This is a genomic window from Corynebacterium mastitidis DSM 44356 (genome assembly GCF_000375365.1).
In the GTDB taxonomy this organism is placed as follows: Bacteria; Actinomycetota; Actinomycetes; order Mycobacteriales; family Mycobacteriaceae; genus Corynebacterium; species Corynebacterium mastitidis.
In genome coordinates this window covers 115,808-134,541 of the sequence record NZ_AQXB01000002.1, presented here as the reverse complement: position 1 = coordinate 134,541, position 18,734 = coordinate 115,808, and the positions used below count along the sequence as shown (strand labels likewise).

The 18,734-nt window shown below is 71.5% G+C and carries 15 protein-coding genes; 7 read left to right on the top strand and 8 right to left on the bottom strand.

Annotated features, from left to right (window positions below):
- Nucleotide 1: 1 nt before the first annotated feature.
- The 6 genes from B140_RS0102980 (at nucleotide 2) to B140_RS0102955 (ending at nucleotide 9,166) form a co-directional block, all read left to right on the top strand.
- A complete protein-coding gene (locus tag B140_RS0102980; RefSeq protein WP_018117867.1) occupies nucleotides 2-3,454 on the top strand; it encodes a proline dehydrogenase family protein in 3,453 nt (1,150 codons plus the stop codon).
- A gap of 42 nt (nucleotides 3,455-3,496) precedes the next feature.
- Nucleotides 3,497-4,066, top strand: a complete 570-nt coding sequence (locus B140_RS0102975) for a PepSY domain-containing protein (RefSeq protein WP_018117866.1) — start codon at nucleotides 3,497-3,499, stop codon at nucleotides 4,064-4,066.
- Between the two features lie 233 nt (nucleotides 4,067-4,299).
- Nucleotides 4,300-4,650, top strand: a complete 351-nt coding sequence (locus tag B140_RS0102970; RefSeq protein ID WP_018117865.1) for a hypothetical protein — start codon at nucleotides 4,300-4,302, stop codon at nucleotides 4,648-4,650.
- 83 nt (nucleotides 4,651-4,733) lie between these two features.
- The gene (locus tag B140_RS0102965) at nucleotides 4,734-5,405 is read left to right on the top strand and encodes an ABC transporter ATP-binding protein (protein ID WP_026165926.1); all 672 of its coding nucleotides are present in this window, start codon (nucleotides 4,734-4,736) and stop codon (nucleotides 5,403-5,405) included.
- The gene (locus B140_RS0102960) at nucleotides 5,402-7,780 is read left to right on the top strand and encodes an ABC transporter permease family protein (protein ID WP_018117863.1); all 2,379 of its coding nucleotides are present in this window, start codon (nucleotides 5,402-5,404) and stop codon (nucleotides 7,778-7,780) included. The genes B140_RS0102965 and B140_RS0102960 overlap by 4 nt, the downstream gene beginning before the upstream one ends.
- A gap of 108 nt (nucleotides 7,781-7,888) precedes the next feature.
- Complete coding sequence (locus tag B140_RS0102955; RefSeq protein ID WP_026165925.1) at nucleotides 7,889-9,166, top strand: AI-2E family transporter; 1,278 nt, start codon at nucleotides 7,889-7,891, stop codon at nucleotides 9,164-9,166.
- 4 nt (nucleotides 9,167-9,170) lie between these two features.
- On the opposite strand, the gene B140_RS0102950 is transcribed toward B140_RS0102955, so the two are convergent.
- The 8 genes from B140_RS0102950 to B140_RS0102915 all read right to left on the bottom strand — a co-directional run bounded on the left by B140_RS0102950 (nucleotide 9,171) and on the right by B140_RS0102915 (nucleotide 16,729).
- A complete protein-coding gene (locus B140_RS0102950; protein WP_018117861.1) occupies nucleotides 9,171-10,106 on the bottom strand; it encodes a sulfite exporter TauE/SafE family protein in 936 nt (311 codons plus the stop codon).
- The gene (locus B140_RS0102945) at nucleotides 10,106-10,822 is read right to left on the bottom strand and encodes a sirohydrochlorin chelatase (RefSeq protein ID WP_018117860.1); all 717 of its coding nucleotides are present in this window, start codon (nucleotides 10,820-10,822) and stop codon (nucleotides 10,106-10,108) included. Before B140_RS0102945 ends, B140_RS0102950 begins: the two co-directional genes overlap by 1 nt.
- On the bottom strand, nucleotides 10,819-12,075 hold the full coding sequence (locus B140_RS0102940; RefSeq protein ID WP_018117859.1) for a sulfate adenylyltransferase subunit 1: 1,257 nt from the start codon (nucleotides 12,073-12,075) through the stop codon (nucleotides 10,819-10,821). Before B140_RS0102940 ends, B140_RS0102945 begins: the two co-directional genes overlap by 4 nt.
- Nucleotides 12,075-12,971: a sulfate adenylyltransferase subunit CysD gene (gene cysD / locus B140_RS0102935; RefSeq protein WP_018117858.1), complete on the bottom strand. Its 897-nt coding sequence runs from the start codon at nucleotides 12,969-12,971 to the stop codon at nucleotides 12,075-12,077. The genes B140_RS0102940 and cysD overlap by 1 nt, the downstream gene beginning before the upstream one ends.
- On the bottom strand, nucleotides 12,968-13,753 hold the full coding sequence (locus B140_RS0102930; RefSeq protein ID WP_018117857.1) for a phosphoadenylyl-sulfate reductase: 786 nt from the start codon (nucleotides 13,751-13,753) through the stop codon (nucleotides 12,968-12,970). The genes cysD and B140_RS0102930 overlap by 4 nt, the downstream gene beginning before the upstream one ends.
- The gene (locus B140_RS0102925) at nucleotides 13,750-13,989 is read right to left on the bottom strand and encodes a hypothetical protein (RefSeq protein ID WP_018117856.1); all 240 of its coding nucleotides are present in this window, start codon (nucleotides 13,987-13,989) and stop codon (nucleotides 13,750-13,752) included. Before B140_RS0102925 ends, B140_RS0102930 begins: the two co-directional genes overlap by 4 nt.
- Nucleotides 13,986-15,665 (bottom strand): nitrite/sulfite reductase, encoded by a 1,680-nt coding sequence (locus B140_RS0102920; protein WP_018117855.1) that lies wholly within the window; start codon nucleotides 15,663-15,665, stop codon nucleotides 13,986-13,988. The genes B140_RS0102925 and B140_RS0102920 overlap by 4 nt, the downstream gene beginning before the upstream one ends.
- A gap of 242 nt (nucleotides 15,666-15,907) precedes the next feature.
- The gene (locus tag B140_RS0102915; RefSeq protein ID WP_083912214.1) at nucleotides 15,908-16,729 is read right to left on the bottom strand and encodes a M12 family metallo-peptidase; all 822 of its coding nucleotides are present in this window, start codon (nucleotides 16,727-16,729) and stop codon (nucleotides 15,908-15,910) included.
- Between the two features lie 244 nt (nucleotides 16,730-16,973).
- Here B140_RS0102915 and B140_RS0102910 point away from each other — a divergent pair, with 244 nt between their 5' ends.
- Nucleotides 16,974-18,704, top strand: coding sequence for an alkaline phosphatase D family protein (locus tag B140_RS0102910; protein ID WP_018117853.1), 1,731 nt, complete (start codon nucleotides 16,974-16,976; stop codon nucleotides 18,702-18,704).
- The last annotated feature ends 30 nt before the right edge of the window (nucleotides 18,705-18,734 follow it).

Genomic DNA, 18,734 nt, shown 5'->3' with positions numbered 1-18,734 from the left:
CGTGAGCATCACCGAGCTGCCCGTCCCCGCCAACTCCGCGGACGTGGAGGCCGTTGTACCCCAGGCCCTGCGTCGCGCCGAGGACTGGCTCAAGCAGACCGATTCCCAGTCCTCCCGCAAGGAGACCCGCGCCACGGAGCAGTTGGCCGATATGGTGCGCGACCCGGAGGGCGTGCGCTTTACCATGGAGTTTGTGGATCGGGTGGCTCGCCCGGAGGACAACAAGGTGGCGGCGGCCAGCCTGCGCAGCCTGGGCGAGATCCCGGACTTCCTGGGCCCCGCCAACAAGGCCATGATGGGGCTGGGCGCCCTGGCCAGCCGCGCGCTGCCGGGCGTGGTGATACCCGTGGCCCGCGCCCGGATGCGCCAGCTCGTGGGGCACCTGGTGCTGGACGCGGAGGGCGACGCCCTCAACAAGCTGCTGGATAAGGCCGCCGAGCAGGGCACGCAGCTCAACCTCAACCTGCTGGGCGAGGCGGTGCTGGGCGAGAAGGAGGCCAAGGCCCGCACGGAGCGCACCCGGCAGCTCATCCGCAACCCGCGCGTGACCTACGTGTCGGTCAAGGCCTCCAGCCTGTGCGCACAGCTCAACCACTGGGACTACGAGGGCTCGGTGGCGCGCCTGAAGGACCGCCTGCGCCCGCTGTACCAGGAGGCCAAGGCCCGCAGCAGCAAGGTCTTTATCAACCTGGACATGGAGGAGTACCACGACCTCCACCTGACCATCCGCCTGTTCACGGAGCTGATCAGCGAGGAGGAGTTCACCGACCTGGAGGCCGGCATCGTGCTGCAGGCCTACCTCCCGGACACCCTCGCCGCGCTCGAGGAGCTCACCGAGTTCGCCCTGCGCCGCCGGGCCGCCGGGGGCGCCCCCATCAAGGTGCGCCTGGTCAAGGGCGCCAACCTCTCCATGGAGCGGGTGGCCGCGGAGAGCCACGGCTGGAAGCAGGCCCCCTACCGCACCAAGGACGAGGTGGACGCCAACTACCTGCGCCTGCTCGACTACGTGCTGCAGCCCGAGTACGCGGACGCCATCCGCATCGGCGTGGCCAGCCACAACCTCTACACCCTGGCCCTGGCCTGGGAGCTGGCCGCCGCGCGCGGCGTGGAGCGCCAGCTCGACGCGGAGATGCTGCAGGGCATGGCCCCGGCGCAGTCGCGCGCGGTGCGCAAGGTCTTTGGCGACCTCATCCTCTACACCCCCGTGGTGCACGCGGAGGACTTCGACGTGGCCATCAGTTACCTGGTGCGCCGCCTGGAGGAGAACAGCGAGAAGCAGAACTTCCTCTACTCCCTGTTCGCCCCCGAGGTGGAGGGGCCCGACCACCTCACCCCGATGGGCTCGCAGGAGCAGCGCTTCCGCCGCGCGGTGGCGGAGCGCTGGACCACCTTCGCCGGGGAGCGCCGCACCCAGAACCGCCTGGAGGAAAGCGGCACGCAGGCCCCCAGGATCGGGCGCTTCGTCAACGAGCCGGACACGGACCCCGCGATGTCCGCCAACCGCCGGTGGGCGCTGGAGGCCCTGCAGCGCGGCGCCGAGCCCATCCAGGCGCCCGAGATCACCGACCCCGCCGAGGTGGACGGCGCCGTGGCGCGCGCCGCCGAGCTCGCAGCCCCCTGGGGCCGCCTGACCGGCCGGGAGCGCGCCGAGGTGCTCTACCGCATCGCGGACTCGCTGGCCGACGCCCGCGGCGAGCTGCTGGCCACCATGACCCACGAGGCCCGCAAGACCATCGACCAGTGCGACCCGGAGATCTCCGAGGCCATCGACTTCGCCTCCTTCTACGGGCACAGCGCGGCGGCCCTGGACGATTACGCGGGGGTGTTCACGCCGCACAAGGTGACCGTGGTGGTGCCGCCGTGGAACTTCCCCGTGGCCATCCCCGTGGGCGGCATGCTCTCCGCGCTGGCGGCGGGCTCCGCCGTCATCATCAAGCCCGCCCCGCAGGTGGTGCGCTGCTCCGAGGTGGCGGTGGCGGCGATCCGGCGCGGGCTGGAGGCCGCCGGGCAGGACCCGGACCTGGTGCAGCTCCTGCGCACGGACGAGGGCGCGGCGGGCAAGGCCCTCATCAGCCACGACCAGGTGGATCAGGTGATCCTCACGGGCGCCTCCGATACCGCCGCGCTGTTCCGCTCCTGGAACCCGCGCATGGCGATCTCGGCGGAGACCTCGGGCAAGAACTCCATCATCGTGACCCCCTCGGCAGACCCGGACCTGGCGGTGGCCGACCTCTACCAGTCCGCCTTCAAGCACTCCGGGCAGAAGTGCTCGGCGGCGTCGCTAGTGATCCTGGTGGGGCCGCAGGGGCGCTCCCAGCGCTTCCTGGGGCAGCTCGTGGACGCGGTGGAGACGCTCCAGGTCGGGCACGGCACCGACGTCTCTACCACCATGAACGGGCTCATCGAGCCGCCGAGCGAGAAGCTGCGCCGCGGCCTCACCCAGCTCGAGCCGGGCGAGACCTGGCTGGTCAAGCCCCGGCAGCTCGACGAGGAGGGCCTGCTGTGGTCCCCCGGCATCCGCGATAACGTCAAGCCCGGCTCCTGGTACCACACCCACGAGTGCTTCGGCCCCGTGCTGGGAATCATGTACGCGGACACCCTGGAGGAGGCCGTGGAGTGGCAGAACTCCACCGGCTTTGGCCTCACCGGCGGCATCCACTCGCTGGACGACGACGAGATCGAGTACTGGATGGAGCACGTGGAGGTGGGCAACGCCTACGTCAACCGCGGCATCACCGGCGCCATCGTGCAGCGCCAGCCCTTTGGCGGCTGGAAGAACTCCGTGGTGGGCCCGGGTGCCAAGGCCGGCGGCCCCAACTACGTGGCGCAGTTTGGCACCTGGTCCGACCCGGAGACCCCGCTGCTCGCGCGCAACGTCAGCGTCTCCCCCGCCGTGGTGGCGCTGCTGGACCAGTTCGACGACCTCTCCGAGGCCGATCGTGCCTGGCTGTGGCGCGCCGCCGAGCTGGACGCCGTGGCCTGGCGCGAGGAGTTCGGCGTGCAGCACGACCCCACCGGCCTGGTCTCCGAGGCCAACATCTTCCGCTACCGCCGCCTGCTGGAGCCGCTGCGCCTGCGCGTGGGCAGGGGTTACGCGCTGCGCGACGTGGTGCGCCTGCTCCTGGCCTCCGCCGTGACGGGCGTGGCCCTGGACGTCTCCGCCCCCAGCGAGCTGGCCGACGAGCTGCGCCGCGCCGGGGCCGAGGTGCGGGTGGCCAGCGACGACGCCTACGCCCGGGGCATCGCCCGCGCCTCCTCGGCGCGGGTGCGCACCCTGGGCGAGGTGGACCCGGGGCTGTACGTGGCCGCCGCGGAGTCGCAGTCCGTGGTGCTGGATCACCCGGTGGTGGCCGACGGCCGCCGCGAGCTGCTGCCCTTCCTGCTGGAGCAGGCGGTGTCCGTGACCATGCACCGCTTTGGCATTCCGACCCAGGTGGGCCACATCGAGCGTTAAGGTAGGCTGGGGCTCCTTGACCCTGACGACTAAAGGAGCCCCATGTACCGCCGCCTTGCACTCATCCCCGCCGCCTGCGCCGCCCTCGCCCTGACCGCCTGCGGCAGCGACCAGGACGACAACCCGGTGACCACCGAGTTTGTCACCGTGGAGAAGGAAACCCCGGCGGCCTCCTCGGAGGCCTCCGCCACGGACGACCGCGACGATAAGGACGACGCCCCGGCGGCCGCCACCACCGACGGAGCGCTGGCCGCCATCCAGGACGCCCTGGCCGCGCACCCGGAGGGCATCGTCACCGACCTGGACCGCGAGGGCGACTCCTACGAGATCGACCTCGTGGAGGGCGAGGACCACGTGGAGCTGACGGTGGACGCCAAGGGCAAGGTCACCGAGACGGAGCGCGAGAGCGACGACGACGCCGACGACATCGCGGAGGCCAAGGCCGCCACCATCACCGCCCTGGAGGCCGCCCAGCAGGCCCTCGACGCGCACGAGGGCGGCGTGATCGACAGCCTCTCCCTGGACGAGGAGGACGGCTCCCTGGAGTGGGACATCGACCTCGACGACGCGGACGGCAACGACCTCGCGGAGATGAAGGTCGCCGCCGTGTAGGAGGCCAAAAGAAACACTCGTGGCCCCCGTTGGCTTTGTCGCCGGCGGGGGCCATTGCTGTATTTAGCGGGCTTGCCCCACAACCCGGATACGCACCCGGATCGCTTTCCGGCAGAGGCCACACCCGTTACATGTGATCTATAGCACTTTTTGCGGATTTTCCAACCAGACCGCAAGGGGGCAGTTACCCTACCCTTACCCGTTTTTAAGTATCTCAAATCACAGGATGGAAAATGAGTAAGGTAAAACTCTCCACCGGAAGGCCCCTCGCCCTCCTTGGCTCCGCCGCCGTGGCGCTCGGCATCGCCATCGCGGCCCCCACCACCGCCACGGCCCTCTCCGGCAACTGCAACGCATGGCTGGTGAACAACGTCGGCAGCACACACGCGGTGGGCGTCTGCCACTCGCTCGGCCGGGACACCAAAGCACGCGTCACCCTCGATCTTGAGGGCGGCCCGGATTACCACTCCAACTGGTTCTACGACATCGGCGTCCACCACTCCACCCGCAAGTGGTCCCTCAACCCCAATTACCCACCCAACGGCTGGCCCCGTTCCGCCCGCGTGGACCTCGCCCCGCGATAGATACACCACAGCCTTTATCCGTCTCTCCGAGGGGCCTGAGAACAGTCAGGCCCCTCCTTTCATCGTTACTCGAGGCCACCACCATGCACCTACAGGTATCCCAACTCAGCTTCTCCTACCCCGGCCAGGAGGCCGGGCATCCGCTGTTGTCGTCGATAAGCCTCACCGCCGCCCCGGGATCGGTCTGCGCCCTCATGGGACCCAGCGGCAGCGGAAAGACCACCTTCTTCGGCCTACTGAGCGGGCGGCTCACCCCCACCTCGGGCGCCGTTGCCCTGGGCGAGCGCCCCGTGGCGGAGATTCCCGCGCGGGAGTTACGCGGCGGGATCATCACGCGCGTGTACCAGGACTACCACCTGGTGCCGTACCTCAGCGCCCTGGACAACGTGCGGCTGGCGCAGGACATCGCGGGAACACTGCGCGCGGAGCCGCACCGCGCGACGGAACTGCTGGAGGAGGTGGGCCTGGGGCCGCGCATGGGTTCCCCGGCGCACCGTCTCTCCGGCGGCGAGCGGCAGCGGGTGGCCATCGCCCGCGCGCTGGTGAACCACCCGCGCCTGGTGCTGGCTGACGAGCCCACCGGCGCGCTGGACTCCGCCAACTCCGCGTTGGTCATGGACATTTTTCTGCGCCTGGCCAGGAGCAACGACGCGGCCGTGATCGTGGCCACGCACGATCCCGCCGTGGCAGGACGCGCGGATACCCTGTGGCGGCTGCGCGGCGACGGCTCCGTGAGCGTGGAGGCCGCCGCATGATCCGCCTGCGCTTCGGGCTCGGCGCGCTGCGCTCCGCGCCGGGACTGGCCGCAAGCCTCATGCTGTTGAGCGCGATGTCCTCGTTTTGCCTGCTCTCCCTGGGCCTGTGCCTCAGCACCTATCGGGAGGCCACCGCCGCCTCCACGCAGACGCACTTTGGCCGCTACCACGAGCAGGTCACCGCCGCCTTTCCCGAGGTGGAGCACAGCCTGCGCGAGATGGTGGAGCAGGGCAGGGCGGTGGGGATCGCCACCGCCCAATCCGTGGTGCGCGACGCCGAGGATCGCGGCGCCGAGGCGCAGGCTCGCCTAAGTTCCGGGCCCGCCGACCTCGGCGCGCTCACCTCCGGCGCGTATCCCCGGCGGCCCGGCGAGGCCACGGTCTCCGCCGCGCTGGCCGAGGCGCTTGGCGCCTCGCCCGGGGATACCGTCACGCTCACCCCGCAAGGCTCCGAGTTCGCCCCGCTTTCCCTCCTCATCACCGGCCTGACCACCAACCCCGCGGACACCGCGGAGATGCTTATCGACGCCGTGGCGCCCCGCGACGTTGCCGCCGCCCACGAGGAGGCCGTGGCGTGGCTCGTCTCTAGCGACGTGGAAAACGAGCCCTTCTTCTCCCAGGCCAGCGCCACGGGAGCGATCCGCGCGGGCACGGAGGACCTGGCCAGCCGGGGCCTGCTCGAGGAGGCACAGGCCGCCGATCTTGGCCGCCTCAGCGCGCTGCACAGGGTCCTCGCCGCGATCGTGGTGGCGGGGACAGCCGCCCTGGGGCTGGCCTACCTGCATCGGCACGCCGCCGGGCTCCGGGCCTATCGCGCCAGCGGCGGGAGCACCGCCGCGGGGATTCTGTGGCTAGGGCTGCCCGCCCTGGCGCTCTCCTCGGCGGGGATCGCCGGTGGCATGGCCGCCTCCCTCCTGACGTTCCGCCGCTGGTCGGCGGAAATGGGCCGGTGGTGGAACCAGCGGTGGGAGCCTCCGCACCCCGGCCCGGCGCTGGGGTTTGTTCTCCTGTGCCTGGTCGGCGGGCTCACCGCCCTGGGCGCGGTCCTCCTGCTGCGCGCACGACGGCCCCGGGGCCGCACGCACCGCCCCCATCCGCTTTCCCTCCGCGCTCGGATAGCCTGGCTCGCGGTAGGGCTCACCGCCCTGGGCCTCTGCGGATTCTTCCTGTACCTGCGCTGGGGCCTCGTCCTCCTCTCCGGGCACCGCTATGCCCTCGGCTGCGCGGCCATGTCCGCCGGGGCGCTCGCCCTCGGGCTGCGCTGGTCGCGCAGCGAGTTGCGCTACCGCGCCCGCCTGCCCAGGCCAGCGCTCGCGTTCTTCTCCACGGCGATCCTCACGGGGATGGTGGGCCACGCGGCGCTGACCAGCGCCGCCGCCGGCGTGCACATCAGCCACATCAAAAACGCCATCCCCGGCGCGGAGGGGTACCTGGCGGCCAGCCACGTGGATTCCAACAAGGTGGGCATGCTCACCGAGCGCTTCCCCGAGATCATGTCCACGGCCCTCGTCTTTCTCGACCCCATCGCTCCCGGCCACCCGGAGGACTACCCGCGCGCCACCAACGGCAAGGGGGCGGAATGCCTCCCCCGGCACGCCGGGGAGCCCATCGAGGGTCCGCTGTGCGGCGATGCCCCGCTGGGCCTGCTGGGGCTGGCGGCCTCTCCCCGCGCGGCGGAACTCATCAACCACGCGGGGGAGCAATACATTACCTCCGGCGGCGGGGGCCTCGTGTTCTTTCGCTCCACCACCGGCACCCTTGAGGGCGCCGCCGCGATACCGGGGCTGACCGGCGCCCCGCTATTAGATAGCGATCTCACCCCCAACATCGTGCTGGGCCTCGACTCCCCCGAAGCCCGCGCGCTGGGCCTGGTGCCCTCCGCCCTCGCCAGGGTGATTATCCCCGAGTTCTCCTCTTTTTCCCCGGATCAACAGCGGGAGTTCAAGGCGGTGCTCATCGGCCAGGCCAGCTATAGCAACCTCGCCCAGGCTCACGGCCCGCAGGTGCAGGCGCTGCGCACGGAACAGATCATGCACCCGCTCGCCGCCAGCGGCATAGCGCTCGTGGCCCTGGCCGCCCTGGTGGTGCTGCGCCGCCAGCAGCAGCGCCCGCTGCGGCGGGTATTGTCCGACTCCCACGCGGGCGGCTATCCGGTGGTCGCCCTCCTCTTCCCCACCGTGGGTCCGTGGGCGCTCGCCCTCGTAACGGGGTCCCTCGCGGGGGCCCTGGGCACCCAGGACGCGGCCTTCCTCCGCGATCCCGGCGGCATCCTCGCCCCGGGCCTGTGGTGGGCCGCGCCCATCGCGGCAGCGGCGCTGGGCTGCCTCGCGGCCGGTGTGGCTACGCTCCTATCCAAAAGCGATTCATTGCCGTAACCTAATCACACTATGAGCAAGAGCAATGAGAGCGCAACGCCCGGGGCGGCCCACGCGGCCCGGGTGTCTCCCGCGCAGCAGCCCGACAAGACCGCCTCCGCGCAGGCCATGGAGGAACTGCCCGCCGTCATGGAGCGCCTCTCCGGCGAGGCCCCGGACGAGGCCCCCCAGGAGCAGGTCACCGACCGCTCCGTGATCCTGGGCAGGGACGGCCGCTGGCTCGCCGGGTGGGCGATGCGGTTCATCGTGCTCGTGGCCGCCGGGTGGATCGTGTGGCAGGGCCTGGGCTTCATCTGGGTGGGCCTGCTCCCGGTGATCCTGGCGCTCATCGTGTGCACCGTGCTGTGGCCGCCCGTGTCCTTCCTGCGCAAGCGCCGCGTGCCCGCGGCCCTTGCCACCGTCCTCACGATGGTGGGCTCGGGCGCGCTCGTGGCTGGCGTCTTTGCCGCCATCGCGCCCTCGGTGGCCAAGCAGATACCCGAGCTGGTCAACCGCGCCTCGGACGGCATCACCCGGTTGGAGGATTGGATTCAGGGCCCGCCGCTGAACCTGGAGCTCGGGGAGTTCGACGGCGTGATCCAGGAGGTCACCTCGATGATCCAGTCCCAGGGGTCCAAGATCGCCTCGGGGGTGTTCTCCGGGCTGTCCTCCGCCTCCTCCGCGCTGGTCACGATGGTGGTGGCGCTCGTGCTCACGTTCTTCTTCCTCAAGGACGGCACCCGCTTCCTGCCCTGGATGCGCAAGTACACCGGCGGCAACGTCGGCTGGCACCTCACCGAGGTTCTCTCCCGCTCCTGGAACACCCTGGCCGGGTTCGTGCGCGCGCAGGCGCTGGTCTCCTTCGTGGACGCCTTCTTCATCGGCCTGGGGCTGGTGCTGCTGCACGTGCCGCTGGCCCTGGCGCTGGCCATCGTGACGTTCTTCGCCGGGTTCATCCCCATCGTGGGCGCCTTCACGGCGGGCGCGCTGGCCGTGATTATCGCCCTGGTGTCCAACGGCGTGACCAACGCCGTGCTGGTGCTCGCGCTCATCATCGCGGTGCAGCAGCTCGAGGGCAACATCCTCCAGCCCATCATCCAGTCCAAGGCCATGAACCTGCACGCCGCCGTGGTGCTGCTCTCCGTGACGGTGGGCTCCACGCTCTTTGGCATCATCGGCGCCTTCCTTGCGGTGCCCGTGGCGGCCGTGTTCGCCGTGTGGTTCCGCTACCACTCGGAGATGGTGGCGCTGCGCGCCGGGGAGATCACCATCGACGACATCCACATCGCCACCGCCAAGGGGGAGGCGCTGACCGCCAGCGAGGGCTTCACCGCCGTGCGCGAGCGGCTGAGTTCCATCACGCGCCGCCGGTCCAGTGCTGCGGAGCAGGGCGAGGCAGAGGACTAGCCCCCTACCGCGCGGGCTGGGGCACGCCCTCCGCCCGCACGGGTTCCTGCTCGGCCACCACGCGCGCGGCGGGGCCGCGTTCCCGGGCGGCCCGGCGCCACCCGCGCAGCGCCAGCGCCACCCCACCCAACAGCACCAGCGCCTGCACCACGAGCACCGCCGCCCCGCCTGCGCCCACCAGGCCCAGGACCGTGGGCGCGTTGAGCACAACCAGCAGCGTGCCCACCACCGCCCCCAGGGCGGCGGGGTTGAGGCGGCTGACCATCCAGGCCGCAATCGGCGCGGCGATCACGCCGCCGATCAGGAGCGCCAGCACCAGCACCGCGTTGGCCGCCAGGTCCTCCCACAGGCCCAGGGCGAAGCCCGCGACGGCGGCGAGGGTGACCAGGAACTCCGCCGTGTTCACCGTGCCCACCACCCGGCGCGGCTCGGTGCGCCCGAGCCCCAGCAGGGTGGAGGTGGTCACCGGACCCCAGCCGCCGCCCCCGGAGGCGTCGATGAGGCCGCCGAAGAGACCCAGCCCGGCGAGGAAGCCGGGGTGGTGCGGCCGGTCCGCCCGCGCGCCCCGCACCCGGCCCCGGGAGAAGCGCCAGAGCAGGTTGAGCCCGATGAGCAGCAGGATCGCGGCGGTGACGGGGCGGGCGGCCGCCGTGGACATCGAGGTCAGCAGCGTGGCCCCCGCGAAGGCCCCCACCGCGCCGGGCACGGCGAGGAGTCCCACCACGCGCCAGTCCACGTTGCCGAAGCGCCAGTGGGCCACCCCTGAGGCCAGGGTGGTACCCAGCTCCGCGGTGTGCACCACGGCGGAGGCCTGGGCGGGGCCGATCCCGGCCAGCGCGATGAGGATGGTGGTGGAGGTGGCCCCGAATCCCATGCCCAGGCCGCCGTCCACGAGCTGCGCGGCCAGCCCGCCCAGGCACACCAGGATGAGGGTCCTCATCAGGCGGCCCTCCGCTCCCTGGCCCCGGACGCTCGCGCGGCGTGGTAGCGGCCCGCCACCAGGGGAGCCAGCCTCGCGCCCAGCGGTGCCGACGCCCCCACGACCGCGCCCCGGCGCGCCGCGATCTGAGGCAGCGCGTCCAGGGCCCTCTCCAGCAGCAGCCCCGGTGCCACGAAGAGCGGCACCAGGTGCAGGCGCCGGTGGTGGCGGGCGGCCTCGTCGAGCCCCGCCACGCCCACCCTGCGCCCCTTTCCGGTGGCAAACACCACCGAGTGGCCGCGCCCGGCGCGCCGCGCCACCCGCGAGCACAGGGCCGCCACCTCGGCGTTGGCTCCGGGCCGGGAGGAGCCCACGGCGTACACCACCAGGTGCGCTCCGGGCTCCGCGTCCGAGGCCACCACCCGGACCAGCGCCTCCTCCATGTCCGGGCCCAGCCCCAGCGGCTCGGCCACGGCGAGGCTGGCGCCGGACTCGCGCGCGGCGCGCGCGGCGGCGGGGACGTCGTGGCGGGCGTGGTAGGCGCGGGTGAACAGCAGCGGAACCACCACCGCGCGGGGAGCCTCCCGGGCCGCCGTGGGCAGGTCGGGCTCCGCGAGTTCGAGGTAGGCGGCGCGCGCGGGCACGCCGAGCAGCGCGCCCGCCGCGGCGGTGAGGTCCTCGATGGCCCGCGCGGCGGCGGGGTGGCGGGAGCCGTGGGCCAGGGTGATCAGCGTCATGGTTGCTCCACCAATCCCGCCGCCAGGGTGTCCCCGGAGGAGGCGTCGATAAGCAGGAAGGCCCCCACCGCGCCCCGGGCGGCGTAGGCCTCCACCGGCAGGGGCCGGGCCACCTCCACGGTCACGCGGGCGATGTCGTTGAGGCCCACGGGCTTCTCCGCGATGACCCGGGCCTTGACCAGGGCGGTGCCGTAGCGCAGCTTCACCAGGGCGCCCGGCCGCAGCGGGATCTCCGAGAGCCCCACCGCCGTGGCGGTAAAGGATCGGGTATCGCCCGGGTGCTCGGCGGCGGCCACGAGGTCGCCGCGCACGAGGTCGATCTCGTCGGCCAGGCGCAGCACCACGGACTGCCCGGCGGCGGCGCGCTCGGCGGGGCCGTCGGCGGTGTCGATGTGGCTGACCCGGGTGAGCCGCCCGCCGGGGGTGGACACGGTATCGCCCACCGCCACGGTTCCGGCCTCCACGCGGCCCGCGTAGCCCCGGTAGTCCCGGGCGTGCTCGCGGATCACGTACTGCACGGGAAAGCGCAGCGGCAGCTCCCGGGCGCGCCCGGCCCCCACGGGGAGGGACTCCAGGACGCTCAGCACAGTGGGGCCCCGGTACCAGCCCATCCGCTCGGAGGGCTCCACCACGTTGTCCCCGTGCAGCGCGGAGATGGGCACCACGCGGGTGTCGGTGATGCCGAGTCCGGCGGCAAGCCCGGTGAACTCCGCCTCGATGGCGCGGAAGGCCTCCTCGGAGTACCCCACGAGGTCGATCTTGTTCACCGCCAGCACCACGTACCGGATGCCCAGCAGCCCGGCCACGGTGAGGTGGCGGCGGGTCTGCTCCATCACCCCGTGGCGGGCGTCCACCAGCAGCACCACGGCCTGCGAGGTGGACATCCCAGTGACCGTGTTGCGGGTGTACTGCACGTGGCCGGGGGTATCGGCCAGGATGAAGGTGCGGCGCGGGGTGGCAAAGTAGCGGTAGGCGACGTCGATGGTGATGCCCTGCTCGCGCTCGGCGCGCAGGCCGTCCACCAGCAGGGAGAGGTCGAGGCCCTCGAAGCCCCGGTCGGCGGAGGTGCGCTCCACGGCGGCGAGCTGGTCGGCCAGCACGGACTTGGTGTCGTGCAGCAGGCGTCCCACGAAGGTGGACTTGCCGTCGTCCACGGAGCCTGCGGTGCACAGCCGCAGCGTCTGCCTCCGGGCGAGGGCGCCCGCAACGTCCGGCGAGCCGACGCCCGGGGTGGTCTCGGTAGCGGTGCTCATCAGAAGTACCCTTCCTTCTTGCGATCCTCCATGGCGGATTCGCTCAAGCGATCGTCCGCGCGGGTGGCCCCGCGCTCGGTGAGGGTGGAGGTGGCGATCTCCGCCAGCACGTCCTCCACGGTGGCGGCGGTGGACTCCACCGCCCCGGTGCAGGACATGTCCCCCACCGTGCGGTAGCGCACCCGGCGGCGCTCCAGCGCCTCCCCGGCGCGCGGCCCGCCCCAGTCCCCGGGGGTCAGCCACATGCCGTCGCGGAGAAAGACCTCGCGCTCGTGGGAGAAGTAGATGGGCGGCAGCGCGATGCCGCGCGCGCCGATGTATTCCCAGACGTCGCTCTCCGTCCAGTTGGAGATGGGAAAGACCCGGATGTTCTCCCCGGGCAGGTGCGCCCCGTTGTACAGGGACCACAGCTCGGGGCGCTGGCGGCGTGGGTCCCAGCCGCCGAAGGAATCCCGCACGGAGAACACGCGCTCCTTGGCCCGGGCGCGCTCCTCGTCGCGGCGCGCGCCGCCCAGCACGGCGTCGTAGCCCTGGGCGGCGATGGTCTCCACCAAAGGCACGGTCTGCAGGGGGTTGCGGGTGCCGTCGGGCCGCTCCCTCAGCTCGCCTCGGTCGATCCAGTCCTGCACGCGGGCCACGCGCAGCCGCGCGCCGGTGCGCTCCACGAGGGCGTCGCGGAAGTCTAGGACCTCCGGGAAGTTATGCCCGGTGTCCACGTGGAGCAGCTCGAAGGGCACCACGGCGGGGGCGAAGGCGCGGCGGGCCAGCTCAAAGACCACCACGGAGTCCTTTCCCCCGGAAAAGAGCAGGGCGGGCTTGTCGAACTGCCCGGCGACCTCGCGCAGGATGTGGATGGATTCGTCTTCCAGGTCGTGCAGGTGTGGGGAAAGGCTCATGAGTGAAGTCCGCATTCTGTCTTGGTGGAGTGTGCCCAGCGTCCGGCCCGGGGGTCCTGCCCCTCGGCCACGGGCAGCGTGCAGGTGGCGCAGCCGATGGAGGGGTAGCCCCGGCGGGTCAGCGGGTGCTCGATGAGCCCGTGCTCCTCGGCGTAGTCCCGCGTGCCCTCCAGCGTCCAGGTGACGATCGGGGAGATCTTCAGCCGCCCGGTGTCATCCAGCGAGAGCGCCGGGGCCTGGGCCCTGGTGGGGCCGTCGGCGCGGCGCAGCCCCGTCACCCACCCGGCGTAGGGGGACAGGGCGCGGGCCAGCGGCTCGACCTTGCGCATCCGGCAGCAGGCCGTGGGGCGGGTGCGGTAGAGGTCGCGCCCGTAGGCGGCGTCCTGCTGCGCGCGATCCAGCAGCGGGCGGGCGGTGACCAGGCGCTGCGGGTAGCGCTGATCCACCGCGCGGGCCACCTCCAGGGTCTCCGGGAAGTGGTAGCCGGTGTCCAGGAACAGCAGGTCCGCCTCGGGGAAGTGGCGGGCGGCCAGCTCCGCGAGCACGGTGTTTTCCATCGAGAGGGTGACCGCCACCGCGCCGGGGGCGTGCTCGCGCGCCCACCGCATGATGGTGGGGGCGTCCGCCTCGTAGAGGTCGGCGGCGTGGCGCTCCACCAGCTCCGCGTTGGCGCGGGCCACGGCCTCGGGCAGGGGCCGGGTGGTGCGCGGTCCCTCGGGGGAGACCTCGGGGTCCCGCAGGGCTCGGCGGGGGCCGCCGAGGAGATTGACTTGTGCGTTCATCGTGCCTCCTTGTGGCGCCGCAGCGACGCGCGCAGCGCCTCGGCGGTGGACGGGGCGGGGGCCGGGCGACGCGGGGGGTCGTCCTGCCCGTGGTACTTGACCTCGAACACGCGGGTGCACTCGGCGCACAGCCAGGCAAAGTCCGTGTGCTCGTCGGGGAAGAGCTGCTCGCCCGCGCAGTACGGGCAGTACAGCGGGTGGTTGCGGTTGGGGTTGGGCGGGCGGCGCAGGCTCACTTCAGGGCCTCCTCGTCCGCTCGGACCACCCAGTGCCGGAACTGCTCGCCCTCGCGGCGCTGCTCCTTGAAGGCGGTGACCACGCGCACCACGTAGTCGCCCACCTCCTCGGCCAGCACCTTGTGGCCCTTGAGCTTGCGGCCAAAGTTCGGGTCCAGGGACATGGAGCCGCCCAGGTGCACCTGGAAGCCCTCCACGCGGTTGCCCTCGGCGTCCGTCACGGTCTGGCCCTTGAGCCCGATGTCGGACACCTGGGTGCGGGCACACGAGTTGGGGCAGCCGTTTAAGGAGATCTTCAGCGGCACGTCCACGTCCCCCAGGCGCTCCTCCAGCTCGTCCACCAGGGCGATCGCGCGGGCCTTGGTGGTCACGTGCGCGAGCTTGCAGAACTCAAGGCCGGTGCAGGAGATGATCCCCCGGCGGAACTCGCTGGGCGCGGAGTACAGGCCCACCTCATCCAGGGCGGCGGCCAGGTCCGCCAGCTTCTCGCGCGGCACGTCCAGGAAGAGCAGCTCCTTGTCCACGGTGGTGCGGATGCGGCGGATGCCAAAGCGCTCCGCCACCTCGGCCACGGCGATGAGCTGCTCGCCGGTGGTGTGCCCCACGGTGGGCTTGACGCCCAGGTAGAACAGGCCGTCCTTCTGCGGGTGCGCCCCGATGTGGTCCCGGTTGCCGGGGTTGGTTACCACCTCGGGGCCGTCGATGAGCCGGTACCCCAGGTATTCCCGCTCCAGCACCTCGCGGAACTTCTCCACGCCACAGGAGGCCACCAGGAACTTCAGGCGGGCCCGGTTGCGCAGGCGGCGGAAGCCGTAGTCCCGGAAGATCCGGGCCACCCCGGCCCACACCTGCGGCACCTCCTCGAGGGGAATCCAGGCCCCGAGCGGCTGCGCGAGCATGGGGTTGGTGGACAGCCCGCCACCCACGAAGCACTCGAAGCCGGGGCCGTGCTCCGGGTGCACGGAGGCCACGAAGGAGACGTCCTGGATCTCGTGGGTGACGTCCTGGCGGGCGTGCCCGGAGATGGCCGTCTTGAACTTGCGCGGCAGGTTGGAGAACTCCTCGCTGCGCACGTAGCGCCGCACGATCTCCTCGATCGCCGGGGTGGCGTCGATGATCTCCTCGGCGGCCACCCCGGCCACGGGGGAGCCGAGGATCACGCGCGGCACGTCCCCACACCCCATGAGCGTGGACAGCCCCACCGCGTCGAGCCTGTCCCAGATGGCGGGCACGTCCTCGATGCGGACCCAGTGCAACTGGATGTTCTGCCGGTCGGTGAAGTCCGCGGTGCCCCGGGCGTAGTCGCGGGAGATCTCGCCCACGGCGCGCAGGCGCTCCGGCGTGGCCTGTCCGCCGTCGAAGCGCACCCGCATCATGAAGTACCTGTCCTGCAGCTCGGAGTTGTCCAGTTGCCCGGTGTGCTCCCCGCCCAGGTCCTGGCGGCGCTGGGTGTAGATGCCCAGCCACTTGAAGCGCGGTGCGATGTCCTCCGGGGCGATGGAGTCAAAGCCCTGCTTGGAGTAGACGTCGATGACGCGCTGGCGCACCGCGAGGGCTTCCTCCTCCTGCTTGATGCGCTCGTCGTCGTTGAGGGGGGCGCGGCCGTCGATCTTCCACTGGCCCTCCGGCTTGGGCTGGCGGCGTCGGGCGGGGCGGGTGGCGGTGGTCGGTGCCATGGTGCGCGGCTCCTCTGGTGTGACGGCGTCGGGGGAGACGGGGCCGGTTCCCCGGCCCTCGGCTCGTGTGTGACGCCCACCATACACATACAGATCGGTCTATAAACAAAGATCGGTTCTGCCTACCCTTCTTCGGGTAGCAAAAAGCGCCCCTGCCCGGCTCTTTTGCCCGGCAGGGGCGCGTGAATATAAATGCTATAGACTCATCTGTCTATCAACCGGGGCGCGTCCCGGTTCCGCCGCTAGCGGTACTGCGCCACCACGGGCATCGTCTCCTTGAACAGGGATGCCAGGTCCGAGGGGTGCTCGCCCCCGCGCTGCCCGAAGGCCTCGCCCTTGACCTTCAGGTCCGGGTTGGAGTAGTAGCGCTGCCGCTCGCACTGGCTCTGCGGGCAGATCGCGGAGTTGCCGTAGCCCATGATGTCCACCATCCCGCTGGCGGAGGCGTAGCCGTGACGATCGGGGCGGTTGTTCGTCACCTTGGGGGCCGTGGCCCAGTCGTGCTGCGCGCCCAGGTTGTGGCCCAGCTCGTGCGCGAACACCCCGGCCTCGCCCGGCTGATCGTCCCGCGGCACCAGCCACTCGTTGCCCACCACGGAGAAGGCGGCGTCCTGCGTGCCGGTGCCCACCGGCAGCGAGGGGATCTGCGCGTAACCGGCGGCGCCCGGCACCACGTAGGAGACGAGGTCCGCGCGGTAGCGATCGCGCAGCTCCCGCACCTGCTCGCTCTGCGTCACCCAGGAGAGCATGTCCGGGTGGTTCTTGTAGTCCTTGCCCGGCGCGTCCACGCGCATGGCGTGCGCAACGTTCATCCGCCCCGGGATACCGCTGCGGTTGAGCGTGTCCGTCATCAACGCCATCGACTTCTCGATGGCCCCCTTAGTGGCCGCCTCGCCACCGCGATCGGCGACCACCTCCCCGGGGTAGAGCACCAGGACGTCGATGGTGGGGCCGGAGGACGGGGCCGCCACGGCCGGGCCCGCGCCCAGAGTGGCACCGGCGGCCACGCCGAGGGCCGCCACGGCCGAGGCCGCGCGTCGAAGAAGGGAAACCAAGCGTGCCATATGCGTTTTATGCGCCTTTCTCTCTACACAACTGCCGCCCCGACGATACACCAGGCCCCAGCCATGCCGACCACCCCGGGCCAACCCCGGCCGCCCAGGAAAATGGCGAATAACGGGAGAATGAAATCTGCGTGAACATTGAGGGGTATTGCCGCGTATCTCCCGGCGGCGCGTCCGGCGCGCGGTTATTCTACCGGCGTTATTTTCTCGCTATTTCCCGTTCAACCCCTCCCAGGAGAGCCACGTGAGCACGCACCTCGGTCGCCGCACCTTCCTCAAAAGCGCAAGCCTGCTGGGCGTGGCCACCCTCGGCACCGCCACCGTGGGCCGCAACTTCCCCCGCGCCCTCGCCCAGGAGCCCGGCGGCCCCTTCCAGCACTCCGTGGCCTCCGGCGACCCCCTGCCCCAGGCCGTCATCATCTGGACGCGCGTCACCCCCACGCCGGAGGCGCTGCCCGGTTCCGGCCTCGGCCCCGCCACCCGCGTGGCCTGGGAGGTCTCCACCGACCCCGAGTTCTCCCACCTCGCCCAGCGCGGCGAGCACCTGGCCACCACGGATACGGACCACACCGTCAAGATCGACGTGCAGGGCCTCCAGCCCGACACCGCCTACTTCTACCGCTTCCGCGTCCTCGACGGCCCCGCCGCCGGCGCGCTCTCCCGCACCGGCCGCACCCGCACCATGCCCGCCGACGGCGCCCCCGCCGCCCACGCGCGCTTTGGCGTGGCGAGCTGCTCCAACTTCGAGTCCGGGTACTTCCGCGGCTACCGCGACATGGCCGAGCGCGAGGACATCCAGTTCGTGCTCCACCTGGGCGACTACACCTACGAGTACGAGGCCGGCGGCTACAACGGGCTCTACGACACCCAGGTGCGCACGGTGCAGCCCGCCAACCGCACCCGCACCCTGACCGACTACCGCATCCGCCAGGGCGTGTACCACCTGGACCCGGACCTGGCGGACCTGCACGCCGCCAAGCCCATGATCGCCATCTGGGACGACCACGAGTTTGGCGATAACGCCTGGCGCGAGGGCCTGGGCGGCAACTCCGCCGAGAAGGACGACGCCTTCTCCGCCATCAAGGCCGAGGCCAGCCGCGCCTACTTCGAGTGGATGCCGGTGCGCGACGGCGGCCCCGACTCCTCCGGGCTCAGCCAGCGCCTCTACCGCACCCTGCGCTACGGCAGCCTCTTCGAGTTCATCATCCCCGACCTGCGCTCCTACCGCGACGTGCAGCTCCTCCAGTACGGCGACGCCAACCGGCAGAACACCAACCCGGACTTCCTGCGCCAGGCCGCCAACCCCGAGCGCTCCATGATGGGCTCCGAGCAGTTCCAGTGGTTCTCCGACTCCCTCACCGCCTCCCAGGCCCAGTGGCAGATCGTGGCCAACGAGGTGATGTTCGCCCCCATGACCCTGCCCGACAGCATCGACCCGCGCGTCCACTCCTGGCTCGTGGACAAGCTCGGGGTGCCCGACCAGGGCTTCCCCCTCAACGTGGATCAGTGGGACGGCTTCATGGCGGAGCGCCAGCGCATCATCGACCTGATCGCGGGCAACGACATGCGCAACGTGGTGCTGCTCACCGGGGACATCCACTCCTCCTGGGCCAGCGACATCCCCCGCGACATCTTCTCCTACCGCGCCCAGCGCGGCGGGCAGGCCGCCGCCACCGAGTTTGTAGCCCCCTCCATCAGCGCCCCCGGATTCTTCGAGAGCGTGGCCTCCTCCCCCGAGCTTGCGGAGCCCATGCGCGCCGTGGTGGGCGGGGCGCAGGAGGCGCTGAAGCTCATGGACCCCTGGTACAAGATGATCGACTTCGAGCATCACGGCTACATGACCATCGACGTCACCCCCGAGCGGGTGCGGGCGGACTGGCGTTTTACCGCCGACGTGCTCACCCCCGACGCCCCCTTCTTCGACGGGCCCGGCTACCAGGCGCTCGCCGGGCAGCCAGGGGCGGTGCGGGTGTAGGGGCCGCTGCACGGACTTGGTTCGCTGGCT